The sequence below is a fragment of the Eisenibacter elegans DSM 3317 genome (genome assembly GCF_000430505.1).
GTDB classification, from domain to species: Bacteria; Bacteroidota; Bacteroidia; order Cytophagales; family Microscillaceae; genus Eisenibacter; species Eisenibacter elegans.
This window is the reverse complement of record NZ_AUMD01000012.1, coordinates 218,262-232,053: the sequence shown is the minus strand read 5'-3', so window position 1 is coordinate 232,053 and position 13,792 is coordinate 218,262. Positions and strand designations below refer to the sequence as shown.

Annotated in this window: 13 protein-coding genes; 7 read left to right on the top strand and 6 right to left on the bottom strand. The window is 49.6% G+C overall.

The genetic code is table 11. The features are described 5' to 3' along the window. Positions 1-32: 32 nt before the first annotated feature. On the bottom strand, positions 33-1,202 hold the full coding sequence (locus tag G499_RS0104620; protein WP_026998976.1) for a BtaA family protein: 1,170 nt from the start codon (positions 1,200-1,202) through the stop codon (positions 33-35). Positions 1,203-1,375: 173 nt separating this feature from the next. Here G499_RS0104620 and fabG point away from each other — a divergent pair, with 173 nt between their 5' ends. Then, on the top strand, positions 1,376-2,131 hold the full coding sequence (fabG, locus tag G499_RS0104615; protein ID WP_026998975.1) for a 3-oxoacyl-ACP reductase FabG: 756 nt from the start codon (positions 1,376-1,378) through the stop codon (positions 2,129-2,131). Positions 2,132-2,213: 82 nt separating this feature from the next. Here fabG and hemL read toward each other — a convergent pair whose 3' ends face one another. The 4 genes from hemL to gatB form a co-directional block, all read right to left on the bottom strand. Next, a complete protein-coding gene (hemL, locus tag G499_RS0104610; protein ID WP_026998974.1) occupies positions 2,214-3,512 on the bottom strand; it encodes a glutamate-1-semialdehyde 2,1-aminomutase in 1,299 nt (432 codons plus the stop codon). Positions 3,513-3,817: 305 nt separating this feature from the next. Continuing rightward, entirely contained in the window at positions 3,818-4,330 is a 513-nt protein-coding gene (locus G499_RS0104605; RefSeq protein ID WP_026998973.1) for an acyl-CoA carboxylase biotin carboxyl carrier protein subunit, read from the bottom strand. A gap of 16 nt (positions 4,331-4,346) precedes the next feature. Then, positions 4,347-5,510 carry a TlpA disulfide reductase family protein gene (locus tag G499_RS0104600; protein WP_051295910.1) on the bottom strand — a complete coding sequence of 388 codons (1,164 nt, stop codon included), beginning with the start codon at positions 5,508-5,510 and terminating at the stop codon, positions 4,347-4,349. A gap of 199 nt (positions 5,511-5,709) precedes the next feature. Next, the gene (gatB, locus tag G499_RS0104595; protein WP_026998971.1) at positions 5,710-7,161 is read right to left on the bottom strand and encodes an Asp-tRNA(Asn)/Glu-tRNA(Gln) amidotransferase subunit GatB; all 1,452 of its coding nucleotides are present in this window, start codon (positions 7,159-7,161) and stop codon (positions 5,710-5,712) included. Between the two features lie 288 nt (positions 7,162-7,449). On the opposite strand from gatB, the gene G499_RS0104590 reads away from it, so the two are divergent. The 6 genes from G499_RS0104590 to G499_RS0104560 all read left to right on the top strand — a co-directional run bounded on the left by G499_RS0104590 (position 7,450) and on the right by G499_RS0104560 (position 13,155). Beyond that, positions 7,450-8,028 (top strand): RNA polymerase sigma factor, encoded by a 579-nt coding sequence (locus G499_RS0104590; protein ID WP_026998970.1) that lies wholly within the window; start codon positions 7,450-7,452, stop codon positions 8,026-8,028. 5 nt (positions 8,029-8,033) lie between these two features. Next, positions 8,034-9,206: a S1 family peptidase gene (locus tag G499_RS18730; protein WP_051295909.1), complete on the top strand. Its 1,173-nt coding sequence runs from the start codon at positions 8,034-8,036 to the stop codon at positions 9,204-9,206. A 93-nt stretch (positions 9,207-9,299) separates the two neighbouring features. Beyond that, positions 9,300-9,713: a PaaI family thioesterase gene (locus tag G499_RS0104580; RefSeq protein WP_026998969.1), complete on the top strand. Its 414-nt coding sequence runs from the start codon at positions 9,300-9,302 to the stop codon at positions 9,711-9,713. Between the two features lie 108 nt (positions 9,714-9,821). Beyond that, positions 9,822-10,613, top strand: a complete 792-nt coding sequence (locus G499_RS0104575) for a zinc ribbon domain-containing protein (protein WP_026998968.1) — start codon at positions 9,822-9,824, stop codon at positions 10,611-10,613. A gap of 220 nt (positions 10,614-10,833) precedes the next feature. Further along, a complete protein-coding gene (locus G499_RS0104565) occupies positions 10,834-11,994 on the top strand; it encodes a 1-deoxy-D-xylulose-5-phosphate reductoisomerase (RefSeq protein WP_026998967.1) in 1,161 nt (386 codons plus the stop codon). A 192-nt stretch (positions 11,995-12,186) separates the two neighbouring features. Beyond that, a complete protein-coding gene (locus G499_RS0104560; RefSeq protein WP_026998966.1) occupies positions 12,187-13,155 on the top strand; it encodes an AAA family ATPase in 969 nt (322 codons plus the stop codon). Here the strand turns inward: G499_RS0104560 and G499_RS0104555 are convergent. Then, a complete protein-coding gene (locus G499_RS0104555; RefSeq protein WP_026998965.1) occupies positions 13,136-13,738 on the bottom strand; it encodes an acyl carrier protein phosphodiesterase in 603 nt (200 codons plus the stop codon). The genes G499_RS0104560 and G499_RS0104555 overlap by 20 nt on opposite strands. Between the last annotated feature and the right edge of the window lie 54 nt (positions 13,739-13,792).

Sequence of the window (13,792 nt, the reverse complement as noted above, 5' to 3'; positions counted from 1 at the left end):
TATGGCCCCCTAGGAGGCCAATACAAATTGGTTTATTGTACTATCCCCATATACACGCTGGCATACGTACCTACGCGATCGATTTTGTGGGTGCGTTGGGTAACTTCTTGTTCGAATACCAAGCGCTTTTTTGCAAATTCGGGGATAAAAGTTACTTCTGGGGCTGCTGAGCGGAGTAATATTTTAGTGCCGGGGCGGCTATTTTTGAGAATCAAGTCCCATTCCTCTTCCAGTGCCGGTACATTGTTGGCCGCCAACCAGTCTTGGTGATCGAGCAAGATATAGTGGCTATAAGGCTTGGGGTTTTTCTTGAGGAAATCGCTGATAGTGGTAGTATAGAGGTGAATCCGGTCTACACGCTGGCTTAGGGTGTCAAAATTTTCGGCCTTGAGGTAATTGGGGCTACATTCGGGGGTATACTTTCCGGTAATATAAGCACGCCAAAAGTAGTTGTCGTGGATTGGGATTTGGGTAAATACTTGCCGTAGGCACTCTTGGGCGAAGCCGGCTACCCCGTCATCGTATTTGTCCATTATCAGTTGGCGCTGGGCACGGGGCACACCTAGGAGGGTGAGTGTTAGGTGGCGGTTCATCAGCCAACGAACTAAGAAGGTGATGATTTTGCTTTCTACGGCGTTGTAGAGCTTGGTTTGCTCCTCAAGGGTTTTGGCTTCGAGCAAGTCAAGTGTGCCTTTGTATACCTTGGGGCGTGAGCGCATATACTGATTGAAAAGCCAAGCAAAGCTGCCCGAAGTACCTCGAAAATAAAAAGACTTTTTCAATCCTTTATTGGTAAAGTAGCTCAGCTTTTTGTCCCAAATCTCACTAGCATACGCCGGCAACTTGGCTTTGAGCTGTTGCTCATAATATTTTGGCGCTTCATCATATTGACCTTCTCCAAAAAACTTCCACAAGTGCTCATAGTCTCCGTGTTGAAAAAGCGTTTTTTTAAGGTCTAAAACAGCATTCTGCCTAGGATTCATATCTATGGTATGTACGGCAGCGGGATCATCCAATAGGTAGTCGAGCGCATTGCAGCCTGCGCTGGTAATCATCACTACTTCGCTCTGTTGGTCAAAGCCCAGCAGTTCGCGGTCGCAGCGCGGGTCTTCCCAGCACATATTATAAATCAGGTTGTTGCTGTGGACATTCTTGAAGACCCTGTCGCGTACTTTATTGAGAGATTTCTTGATTTTGAGCATCTTGTTTTATGGACATTTACTTGGGCAACAAAATTAAGACAATTTTCTATAACTTATCGCTTTGGCCTTCAATTTGGGTACATAAGCCGCATAAGGTTGCTTTAACAGCGAAAAAACAGTATTTTGCCTCAAAATTTAATCAAACTAACGTAAATTACAATCACACATTTGCTATGAAAAGACTAGACAAGCGCGTGGCCATCATCACCGGAGGTGCGCAAGGCATCGGCCAAGGTATTGTGGAGCGTTTTGCCCGCGAAGGGGCTGCAGTGGTTATTTGGGACGTACAAACGGACAAGGCGCAAGCGCTTGCCCAAAAGCTCAGCGCCGAAGGCCTTACAGTAGAGGTACCTCCTATGACGGTAGACATTACCAAGTTGGATGCTGCCGAGGCCGGAGCGCAATATGTGGCCGAAAAATATGGCCAAATCGACATCTTGGTCAACAATGCCGGCATTGTACGGGATGCTTCCTTCAAAAAAATGACTGCCGAGCAATGGCAGCTTGTGATGGATGTCAACCTGACGGGTGTGTTTAACTGTACCAAAGCGGTTTCCACATATATGATGGAGGCCAACTATGGGCGCATCGTCAGCCTCTCATCGGTAGCAGGTTTGTTTGGTAATTTTGGCCAAACCAACTACGTAGCCGCTAAGGCCGGTGTAGCCGCTATGACCAAGGTTTGGGGACAAGAGCTAGGTAAAAACAACATCACAGCCAATGCCATTGCGCCGGGGCCTATCGATACGGCGATGTTGGCCACTATCCCCGAAGAAATGCTTAAAGGAATGGTTCAATCTATTCCGGTACGTCGTGTGGGCACGCCTGCTGATATTGCTTACGGTGCGCTATTTTTCTGTAGCGAAGAGGCTGGGTTTATTACCGGACAGACCCTCATCATCGACGGTGGGGCAACTCTTGGGCTTTAGTGCCTTCGTTTCCAAAATACAAGTCCTGCCAACACCTAAAGTATTGGCAGGGCTGTTCTATGGTGGATGATTGATTGTTTATTTATTTTTGGGATAAAACCTGCTGCAATGCCACTTCGTGTGCATTGACAATATGGCTTACGTCTGCATCGCTAAGCGCTGCCGACACAAAGAGGCTCTCAAACTGCGAAGGCGCAAGGTACACCCCTTGCTGGAGCATTGCTTGGAAATAACGCCCAAAGAGCGCCAAGTCAGATTCTTTGGCCGTAGCAAAATCATATACTTCTGCTCCCGTAAAGAAGAGCGTATACATAGAGCCGATATGGTTGAGGGTGTAGTTGAGCCCTAGTTTTTCATTGACTCCGCGAATGCCATTGACAATATCCTGTGTCAAGTTGGAGATACGCTCATATACCTCTGGATGTTCGTGGAGGTAGGTCAACATCGCCAGCCCTGCAGCCATCGATACGGGATTGCCTGAGAGCGTACCGGCTTGGTATACCGGCCCTGCCGGCGATACATAGTCCATAATTTCGGCCTTACCTCCATACGCCCCTACGGGCATTCCGCCGCCAATAATCTTACCTAGCGTGGTCATATCGGGGGTTACACCAAAAACTTCTTGTGCGCCTCCAGGCGCTAGGCGGAAGCCTGTCATCACCTCATCAAAAATCAGGACAATCCCTTCGCGGTCACATAGGCGGCGCAACCCTTCTAAGTAGCCCCGTTTGGGAAGCGTTACGCCCATATTGCCTGTTACGGGCTCTAGGATAATGGCCGCTATTTGTTGTGGATTGTCGTTGACCAAGGTTTCGATAGCGGCCAAGTTGTTGTGGGGCACAGTAAGCGTATCTTGGGCGGTTCCGCGTGTAACCCCGGGGCTGTCGGGTATCCCAAAAGTAGCAGCGCCGCTTCCGGCAGCAATCAGAAAAGAGTCGCCGTGGCCGTGATAACAGCCCTCAATTTTGATGATTTTGTCTCGCCCCGTATAGCCTCTAGCCACACGGATAGCGCTCATACAGGCTTCTGTCCCCGAATTGACCATCCGCACTTTTTCGATAGAGGGCACCATGTCGGCTATCAGCTCTGCAATAATGACCTCTCTGGCTGTAGGCGCACCAAAGGAAAGCGAACTTTTAGCCGCTTTGACCACTGCCTCTTCGATGAGTTCGTGGGCGTGCCCCAAAATCATCGGCCCCCAAGAGTTGATTAGCTCGATGTAGCGGTTACCGTCTGCATCATAAAGGTATGCGCCTTTGGCCGACTCTATAAACAAGGGGTTGCCGCCTACGGCTTTGAATGCCCGTACGGGAGAATTGACCCCGCCGGGGATGTATTGTTGAGCCTGTGTGAATAGGGCTTGACTTCTGTTTGTGTTCATAGGTGAATCTGCTTTCCGATTTATCAAAATAAAAAAACCAAGGTACGTATGGGTCGATACAATACCAACCCCAATCTTTGTCCTAGTGGTGGATTTTGGCTAGTAAAGATACATATTTTGCCCAAGGTTTTGGGGGTTGATAGGGCTTTTGTGCCCACATAGCCTCAAAACAGGTTAAGCAGTTTTGGTGTTTTGGCTAAGCCTGTTGATACCGATTGCTACTACAATGGCTGATATGGCCGCCTATTTCTACAACAAAAGCAGTATTATATCATTCTGATTTCAAGTACAATAGCAGAAGGCTTTTAGGCAAACGTAATCAGTACTTGGTTTTTTTCTACGTTTTGGCCTTTGCTGACGTGTATGTTCTTGACAATGCCATCACTGGGCGACTTGATGACATTCTCCATCTTCATGGCCTCCAACACGAGTAGTGGGTCACCCTTGCTAACCTCTGCGCCTTCGGTGGCGTGGACAGTAAGAATGAGACCCGGCATAGGGGCTTTGACTTCGTTGACCTTACTGGCGGCGGCATTTTCCATCCCCATTTTTTGGAGTAGGAGGTCAAACTTATCCTTCAGGCTGATTTCGTGTACTGTGCCATTGATGCGCAGCGACATTGTTTTGGCCTCGCGGTCGTGGCGTAGTAGTTGGGCATTGTAAGAGCGCCCTTGGTAGAGAATATGAAAGAGGCCGTTTCCTAGGTCTACCAAATCCCATTCAAGGGCAGTTTGGTTGAGTAACAGTTGGTCGCCTTTGCGCTCAAACTGTGCGCGGAGTTGTTGCCCTTGGGGGTCTTGTACATCGATTTGTAGCATATCTTGGCAGGGTGGGTTAGTTGTTCTTTTTCTGTAGTTCGGTGGCTACGCGTTCGGCTAGGGCTTGCCCTCTGAGGCCCGTGGCGATGACCTTGCCCTCGGCATCAACCAAAAAAGTAGCCGGAATAGCATTGACCTGATACTCTTGGGCAACCTCTCCTTGCTCGTCCCAACCGTGTACCCAAGTCAACCCGTCAGCTTCGATGGCTTGCAGCCATTTTTTGCGATCTTGGTCGAGGGAAACCCCCAAAATCTCAAAGCCTTGGTCTTTGTGTTTTTGGTAGAGCTTGACTACGTTGGGGTTTTCTTCGCGGCAGGGGCGGCACCAAGAGGCCCAAAAATCTACCAAAACAAGCTTGCCTTTGAGGCTGGAGAGTCGGACAGTTTCGCCTTGGGGGTTGAGCAGGGCGATATCGGGAGCGGCTTGGCCGGGGTTTACCTGACCGGCGAGCGATTGTTTGTATTGTGCCAAATTGCCTACAAGGCTTTTGGTATGGCGTGAGTTGGGTAGCTCCTTGGCAAAGCGGTCGGCTACTTGTTCGATGTACTCGAGTTCGGTTTCGATTTCAAAAAAATTAAGGGCAAACATCACACTCACCGAAGGAATGATGGTATCGATGATGGCCTTCATACGGGTTACTTCGGCCTGTTGGTAGCGCTCGTAGCGTTGTTGGATGGAGGCGCGTTCGGTTTCGTCTTCGGTGGCTTGGTAAAGGGCTATCAACTGCTCCTGCTCTTGTTTGAAGGCCGCCAGACGCTCATTCAGTGTACGGAAGTAGTCTGTATCTTTGGAACCATTTACTTTGAAGGGCATATCTGCCTGAGAGGCATCTACAGTGATTTCTACTTTTTGCCCAGCTTGGAGCACAAGGTAGATGTATTGCTTTTCGTTGAAGAGGTTGAGGCGGTAGAAGTCCGGCTCCGTAACATTGACCTCAAAGCTGAAGGTCTCGTTGTTTTTGAGCGCTATGGTCTCAATGGGCTGATAGGCTTGCCCTTCGAGTTTTTCGAGCACGATAGTGCCCTTGGGGGCTTGTTGGATAATGCCTTTGATAGACACCTTGCCGCTACCCGACTCAGCACTGTTGCCACCGCAGGCAGCCAGCCCGATGAGGAGTAGGAGTAAGGTACTCTTGAGTAGGGTTTTATGAAAGGAGATAAAAATATTGGTCTTTGTCATTGCACAGGAGATGAGAAGTGAAGAGGTGTTTGAAATAGCGAGCCAGTGTCGATGCGAAGCTATGCAGGCACAAGCCCTACAAGTAGCTCCCCGCGCCCGACGGGATGTGTGAGATAAGCCTTCAACGCCCTCGCGGGGACTACAGGTAATGATCCAGCCCCGCGCAAGCGCGGGATAAGTCCTAAAAAGCAGTCAAAGCTTAGACAGTCGCCTTGTCGAGGGCTTCGGCGAGCAGGTCATTGGTGCGTTTTGGGTCGGCTTTGCCCTGAGTTTTTTTCATAATTTGCCCCATAAACATACCGGTAAGGCCTTTTTTGCCGGCTTGGTACTCGCGCACCTTGTCGGGGAAGGCCGCAATGACCTCCGCGATGATGGCCTGAAGCGTGCCTTCGTCGCTCTCTTGCAGCAAGTTTTCACGCTCGGCAATGCTGAGGGCGGTCTGCTCGGGCTGCTCGATGAGGGCTGGGAAAATCTTTTGGGCGGCGATGGAGTAGCTGACCTTGTTTTGGTCTACAATTTCGATGAGGCCGGCGATTTTTTCGGGGCTTACCGGAAACTGCTCCATCGAGAGGGTCAGTTTGTTGAGGTAGGCCTTGATGTCGCCGGTTACCCAGTTGGCAGCTGCCTTATAGTTTTTGGTCTGTTGGCAGAGCGCGTTGTAATACAGGGCAACCTCCTTGGTGGCGGTGAGTACCTCGGCGTCATAGTCGGAGAGGCCAAACTCTTGGGTGTATTTGAGGTAGAGCTCGCGGGGCAGGGGCGGCATTTGAGCCTTGATTTGGGCAATATCCTCATCGCTAATAACCACGGGCGTAAGGTCCGGCTCAGGGAAGTAGCGGTAGTCGTTCATATCTTCCTTCTCACGCATAGAGTAGGTTTTACCATCTACAGCGTTGAAGGTGCGGGTATGTTGTTTGAAAGAAATGCCTTGCTCTACGAGGGCCACTTGGCGTTCAAATTCATACTCAATCGCCCGCTGTACGTTGCGGATGGAGTTCATATTTTTGACCTCTACCCGAGTGCCGAAGGGTTCGCCGGGTTTGCGGACAGAGATGTTGGCATCACAGCGCAGAGAGCCTTCTTCCATATTGCCATCGCAGATACCGAGGTAGCGAACAAGCTTTCGGATTTCGGTGAGGTAGGCATAGGCCTCTTCGGCAGTGCGTATATCGGGCTCGCTGACAATCTCGATTAGGGGCACGCCGGCGCGGTTGAAGTCTACCAAGGTGTCGACCTCTTCGGCCAAGTGTATTGATTTGCCTGCGTCTTCTTCGAGGTGGATGCGGGTGATGCCTATTTGGCGCTCGCTGCCGTCTTTGAGGCGGATAGTAACGTGGCCGCCTGCGCAGATAGGCCCTTTATCTTGGGTGATTTGATAGCCCTTGGGCAAATCAGGATAAAAATAATTTTTACGGGCAAAAATATTGTAGCGGTTGATGTCGGAGCCACAAGCCAAGCCCATTTTGACGGCATACTCCACCGATTTTTCGTTCACACGGGGCAGCGTACCCGGGTGGCCCAGCGTGATGACGCTGATATTGGTATTGGGCAAACTGCCGTATTCGGTTGAGTCGGGGGCGTAAGCTTTGCTTTGTGTCAGGAGTTGGGCGTGTACTTCCAAGCCCACTACCAGTTCGTAGGTATTGGCCATAAATATTGATGTTCTGTCGATATCGAGGTCAAATTTACACAAAAGCCTAAGTAAGTGCAACAAAAGCGTCATCATCTGACACCACCACTACCACTACCGTCATTTTTGGATAACAAAAAGACAACAAAGCTTGGGTTACATCTAGGCCTTTGTGGTATTAAAAGCAACATCAACAGGCACAAACGCCCCATATCACAAATATATGCAGGCGGACATCTACGCAGTATCTTGGGCAAATACGTGAAAAAACGTAACTTGCCTCAATGTTCTGAATCAGATTTCCGCTGCATGTCAAAGCTAAGTGCCCCTACATATACTGAAACCGACCTGATAGAAGCCATACGCCAAGGCGACAACAAAGCCCTAGCCTATGTCTACAAAACACACTATAAGGTGATTGCCAACCTTATTTTCCAAAATAATGGCACTGAGCAAGAAGCCCAAGATGTGTATCAGGAGGCCGTCATAGTACTCTACGAAAATTTGCAGGACGCGCAGTTTGCGCTCAACTGCCAAATCAAAACTTATCTCTATGCCGTCAGCAGAAGGCTGTGGCTCAAGCGTTTACGACAAAAAAGCAGGTTTCTCCCTCCCATCCAAGATTTGGAGGAGTTTGTCCCCCTCAGCACACAAGACGAAGGACGGATAGACGAACGAGAGGCTCACTTTAACCTAATGGCACAAGCGCTTGAACAATTGGGCGAGCCCTGTGCTTCTGTACTAAAGCAGTATTATGTGGCGCAAATGTCGATGCAAGAAATAGCCGATACAATGGGCTACAACAACACCGACAGCGCCAAAAACCAAAAGTACAAATGTTTGATGCGCTTAAAAAAACTCTTCTTTGACAACTATAAACCGGAGTAAACGATATGAAATCTGAGGGAAACTTACCACTTATTGAGCAGTACCTCCAAGGGCAGATGTCCGCCGACCAATGTCAGCAGTTTGAAAAGCAAATGGCTGAGGATGCGCATTTGGCACAAGAAGTAGCTCAGTATGGGCAACTCTTACAAAGGCTTCGACAACACGAAAGCCACCTGATGCTCAAACGCAAACTACAAGTCTTTCAGCAAGAATTGGAAAGCGAAAACATCTCCACCGCCTTGGAAGCGCCTGCCCTGCCCAAACACCGTGGGCGCAGTGTCGCCTTACGCCCTCTTTGGGACAATAGCGTTGCCTTGTTCCGCCGCAATGCTTCTATGTTGGCAGTGGCCGCCTCCGTCGCCTTGCTTACTTCCATTGTTACGGTCATTGTCCTCAAGCACGATGTCCGTTACCTTGCCCAACGTCAAAGCAATAATTTTGAGGCATATAAAGACCTCAAGCGCGACCTCGACGCTGTAAAGCGCTCCCAACAAAGCCTAGCCGACCGCCAAAAGAAAAACGAGCAGATGCTCCTACAACCCCCTACCTCTGGCGCTACAGCCTTTGTATTGGCTTCCAATGGCTACTTAGTTACCAACTATCACGTAGTCAAAGATGCTGATGCTATCTATATCGCCTCTGCTTCTGATACACTTGACAACCTCAAGGTGGTGGTAGTCCATACAGACCCTACCAACGATTTGGCCATCTTGCGTGTGATTGAAGAAGGGTTCCAAACCTTTGGCCTCTTGCCCTTTGGCATACGCGCTGAGGAGGCTGACCTAGGCGAGCCGGTATTTACCCTAGCCTACCCCCGCCAAGAAATGGTGTATGGAGAAGGCTCCATAAGCGCCCGCTCCGGATACCAAGGCGATACCACAGCCTACCAAATCTCCGTCCCTGTAAACCCAGGCAACAGCGGCGGGCCGCTGCTCGATATGAAAGGCAACCTCATCGGGATTGTCAAAGGCAAAAATACCCGAATGGAAGGCACAGCCTTTGCCGTAAAAGTAAAATACCTGCTCCAAATGTTGGATGCCATACAGGCCCAAAACCCCGAACAGCTGATTGTCCTCCCAAAACAAGGACAAATGCATACCCTAGACCGCACCAACCAAATCAAAGTAATGCAAAACTTTGTCTTTGATGTCAAGGTCTACAAAAGCAGCGAACAATAAGCCTTCCAACAATATATCAAAACCTCTTGTACTACTTCATTAGGCGAGAGGTTTTTGCTTTTCCTATTTACCCATACCCAAATTAAACATCCTATGAACGAACAAGTTTTAGCCCGCTGGAATGAGTATCCTTTTTATAAATGGGCCGGATTGCGCATCATAGAAGCCCACGAAGGCCGTGCAACAATTGCCCTCCAGGTTCAAGATCATCACCGAGGTGGCGGGGGTACACAGGCCATCAATGGCGGCATTATGGCCTACCTTTTTGATGGCCTGCTGGGCGCTGCCGTCGTATCAGTATGGGACGAAGGCGTGATTGGACAAGTAACCACCTCCCTCAACGTACAGTATATCAGTATGTTGCAAGCCACCGACGAAGTACTCGGCAAGGCGCAAGTAATCAAAAAAGGAAAACGCGTTGTTTTTGTAGATGGTGAAATCTATGATGCCCAAGGGCAGCTCTGCGCCCGATGCCAAGGCGCTTTCCAACTACGTCGCAAAGACTAACCAGCGTAAGAATCTATCCCTAAACATAGATTTTTTCAATAAAATTGTCGACCTTTGTCCCGTTTATAGTATTTTAGCTCCTACCACTGACTTTCGATAAAATAGCCCATGGAACGTACCGTAGCTCAAAAATTGACCGCACTACTCAAACTGCAATCTATTGATACCCAGCTCGATGAAATCAAGAAGATACGCGGCGACCTGCCCGAAGAGGTGCAAGACCTCGAAGATGAGATAGCAGGTTACCAAACCCGTATCGACAAATTCAATGCTGAAATAGATGCTCTACGTAACGAAATCACCGGGTTTAGAGAGCGCCGAAAAGAAGCCGAAAAGCTCATCACCAAGTATAAAGACCAGCAGATGAACGTACGCAACAACCGTGAGTACGATGCCATCACCAAGGAAATAGAATCAGAAGAGCTGGAAATCACCCTCTGCGACAAAAAAATTCGCACCACAGAAGAGAAAATCAAAGGTGTGGAGGCTGACATCAAGCAAACGCAAGATACACTTGCTGACCGCAACAAAGACCTCGAAAATAAAAAATCAGAGCTCGACAGCATCATCGCCGAAAGCGAAGGCGAAGAACAAAAACTAGTCAAAGACCGAGAAAAAAGCGCCAAAAATATCGAAGACCGTCTGCTGCGCTCCTACAACCGTATTCGTGAAAATGCGATCAACGGCCTAGCCGTAGTGATGGTACAGCGTGATGCCTGCGGCGGTTGCTTCAACATTGTGCCTCCACAGCGCCAAGCTGACGTACGTGATCAGAAAAAAATCATCGTTTGCGAACACTGTGGACGTATTCTGGCCGGCGTAGATGACCCCGTAGTAGTGGTAGAAGAGGAGAAAAAGCCCAAACCCGCCCCCAAGAAAAAAGCAAGTAAGGCGGAGTAAGCCCTTGTCCAAACATTATGCCCTAGGAGTGGGTTCTACTGAGAGTTTATTGTCGATTTTTCCAAACACAAAACGCCTATGTTTTTGCTGAAACCTCCTGTATTGGTTTTGATTGGAAGCGTTATTTTTGCGGCAGTTGGGTATTATCTCGACTGGAAGTTCAGCCGCAAACACCGCCAACGCAATCAGTAGCCCGCCCCTACGCCTACATCATTACCCTATGCAAAGCCCCAAAAAAATTGCTATTCTTGGCGCTACCGGCTCTATCGGAACTCAGGCGCTCGAAGTCGTGCAAGCCCACCCCGACGCTTTTGAGGTGGTAGTATTGACAGCCCAAAACAACGCAGCACTGCTCATTTCTCAAGCGCTGGCCTTCCAACCCAAGGCTGTTGTCATTGCCAATACCGATTTATACCCCACTGTCCGTGATGCGCTGGCACACTTGCCCATCCAAGTATATGGGGGTATGGAAGCCTTGGTAGAGGTTGTCCAGCTACCAGAATTAGACCTTGTGTTGACGGCCTTGGTAGGGTACGCAGGATTAGCCCCTACAATGGCGGCCATCCGTGCAGGCAAACATATCGCCTTGGCCAACAAAGAAACCCTCGTGGTCGCTGGAGAGCTGGTTACGGCCTTGGCACAAGCCCATCAAGTAGCTTTGCTCCCCGTTGATTCTGAGCATTCGGCGATTTTTCAGTGCCTCCCAGGAGAAGGGCAAAACCCCATCGAAAAAATCATTCTGACAGCCTCCGGTGGGCCTTTTAGAGGCAAAACCCGCCAAGAGCTGGCTGCTGTCAGTAAGGCACAAGCGCTCAAACACCCCAACTGGGATATGGGGGCAAAAATCACTATTGACTCTGCCTCAATGATGAATAAAGGCCTAGAAGTGATTGAAGCCAAATGGCTTTTTGACCTCCGCCTAGAGCAAATAGAAGTAGTGGTACACCCGCAGTCTATCGTACACTCGCTGGTTCAGTTTGAAGATGGCTCTATCAAAGCGCAGCTTGGCCTGCCGGATATGAAAATCCCTATCCAGTATGCGCTCAGCTACCCTCGCCGCCTCCCTTCGGCCTTCCCTCGCTTTGATTTTGGGTTATATCCTAGCCTTACTTTCGAAAAACCTGATACGGAGGCTTTCCGTAACCTTGCCCTTGCTTTTGAAGCAATGCAACGCGGCGGTAATGCCCCCTGTATTCTCAACGCGGCCAATGAAGTGGCGGTAGCCCGTTTTCTCAAAGATGAAGTAAGCTTCCTAGGAATGTCTGACCTCATCGCTGACTGCCTAGCCAAGGCCAGCTTTGTAGCCAAACCAAGCTACGAAGACTATGTGGCTACCGACGAACAAACTCGACGGCTGGCACAGGCCTACAAACCGCAATAAATATTTGCCCTAGGCTCAAAATTACTCAGGTCTCAAGGAAAGCCACCTTGAGACTTTGTTTTTTCAGTGGGATACCCTATTTTAGACACGCTCAAAGGAGCAAGTTCTCAGCCGGCAAGCATTGTTACAACCATCATAGGCTTTTTCTTGTTAGGCTTAGTGTTTACTACTTTACCCACCCCCAAGATACGCATGAGCGAAAAATTCAACTCAGATGTAGAAGCCGCCGATGCGCTCTACCGAGCCTATGGCCAACTCAAACAAGAAATCGGAAAAGTAATCGTTGGGCAAGACGAGGTCGTACACCTGCTGCTGACGGCTATGTTTTGCCAAGGGCACTGCCTCTTGGTAGGTGTGCCGGGCTTGGCCAAGACCTTGCTCATCCAGACCATCGCCTCGTGTATGAGGCTGGATTTCAACCGAATACAATTCACTCCCGACCTGATGCCCTCCGATATTGTAGGCGCTGAAACCCTAGACAAAGAACGCAACTTTCAGTTTGTCAAAGGCCCTGTATTTGCCAATATCATCCTTGCTGACGAAATCAACCGTACTCCTCCCAAAACCCAATCGGCCTTGCTCGAAGCAATGCAAGAGTATGCCGTAACGGTATCAGGCACACGCCACGGCCTGCCTTTGCCGTTTTTTGTGTTGGCTACCCAAAACCCCATCGAGCAAGAGGGTACCTACCCGCTCCCCGAGGCGCAACAAGACCGGTTTATGTTCAATATCGTGTTGGACTATCCGAGCTACCAAGAAGAGGTGGCGATTGTCAAAAATACCACTAGCGACCACAAGCCCAAGGTGGAGGCCGTCATCAGCGCGGCAGAGATTCAGGCCTACCAATCCTTGGTACGCCGCGTACCCGTAAGCGACAATGTGATAGAGTATGCTGTCCGTCTCGTACACCACACCCGCCCCAATGCCCCCCAAGGGGCACCCCTAGCCAACCAATACCTCGAATGGGGTGCAGGCCCTAGAGCTTCGCAAGCGCTGATTTTGGCGGCCAAATGCCACGCCTTGTTGGCCAAAAAATATTCTCCCGATATTGAAGATGTACAAGCTGTGGCTGCGCCTATTTTGCGCCACCGTATTGTGCGCAACTTCAAGGCCGAAGCCGAAGGCATCAGCATCGATCAGATTATTGCACAACTGCTCTAAGGGCTATCTGTTCCGACACAAAGCACTGTACATCAGGGAAAAAGGTCAAAAAATCTTGCTCAAAAGCGCTATACTCAGCCTCTAGGTTATGAATAGCCCGCTCCAAGCCTGAGTCGAATGTAGCCCGCTCGGCTAGGCGGCAAAGCGCCCGATCGATAGCGCTGAGCTGTTGATAATTGAGCAACCAGTCTTGGCTAATCATATACGGCAACAGGTACTGTACCCGCTCCGGCAGCAAGGCTTGATGTTTTTGGAAAATAGCATACCGGCTCTGGGCAAACTGTGCCAAGGACTGCTGCGGATGGTATTGGTGCCAATGAGTCGCCAAAAAATGATCGTAGTATACATCTACAATCACCGGCGCGTATTTGCCATAATCGGCCTTGAGCCGCTGTGCGCTTTGCTTGACCAAAGGGTGATGGTCGGTGTAGCTGTCTATGGCACGGTGTAGCCTGACACCGGCCTGTACTTCGGGGCTATAAGTTTGGAGTTGTTTGCCACGTACAAAATCACCGATAAAATTGCCTATCAGCAACTGTTCGGAGGCTGTGCCTGACAAAAAAATATGCGCAAGAAAGTTCATACCTTTGTTGTTTGATGATTGCCGCCGCTGCGGCAGATTTTTTATATCGCTATG

Excerpts from the sequence above, each read along its gene's own strand:
- G499_RS0104620 (WP_026998976.1), bottom strand. The coding sequence starts at position 1,202 with ATGCTCAAAATCAAGAAATCTCTCAATAAAGTACGCGACAGGGTCTTC.
- fabG (WP_026998975.1), top strand. The coding sequence starts at position 1,376 with ATGAAAAGACTAGACAAGCGCGTGGCCATCATCACCGGAGGTGCGCAA.
- hemL (WP_026998974.1), bottom strand. The coding sequence starts at position 3,512 with ATGAACACAAACAGAAGTCAAGCCCTATTCACACAGGCTCAACAATAC.
- G499_RS0104605 (WP_026998973.1), bottom strand. The coding sequence starts at position 4,330 with ATGCTACAAATCGATGTACAAGACCCCCAAGGGCAACAACTCCGCGCA.
- G499_RS0104600 (WP_051295910.1), bottom strand. The coding sequence starts at position 5,510 with ATGACAAAGACCAATATTTTTATCTCCTTTCATAAAACCCTACTCAAG.
- gatB (WP_026998971.1), bottom strand. The coding sequence starts at position 7,161 with ATGGCCAATACCTACGAACTGGTAGTGGGCTTGGAAGTACACGCCCAA.
- G499_RS0104590 (WP_026998970.1), top strand. The coding sequence starts at position 7,450 with ATGTCAAAGCTAAGTGCCCCTACATATACTGAAACCGACCTGATAGAA.
- G499_RS18730 (WP_051295909.1), top strand. The coding sequence starts at position 8,034 with ATGAAATCTGAGGGAAACTTACCACTTATTGAGCAGTACCTCCAAGGG.
- G499_RS0104580 (WP_026998969.1), top strand. The coding sequence starts at position 9,300 with ATGAACGAACAAGTTTTAGCCCGCTGGAATGAGTATCCTTTTTATAAA.
- G499_RS0104575 (WP_026998968.1), top strand. The coding sequence starts at position 9,822 with ATGGAACGTACCGTAGCTCAAAAATTGACCGCACTACTCAAACTGCAA.
- G499_RS0104565 (WP_026998967.1), top strand. The coding sequence starts at position 10,834 with ATGCAAAGCCCCAAAAAAATTGCTATTCTTGGCGCTACCGGCTCTATC.
- G499_RS0104560 (WP_026998966.1), top strand. The coding sequence starts at position 12,187 with ATGAGCGAAAAATTCAACTCAGATGTAGAAGCCGCCGATGCGCTCTAC.
- G499_RS0104555 (WP_026998965.1), bottom strand. The coding sequence starts at position 13,738 with ATGAACTTTCTTGCGCATATTTTTTTGTCAGGCACAGCCTCCGAACAG.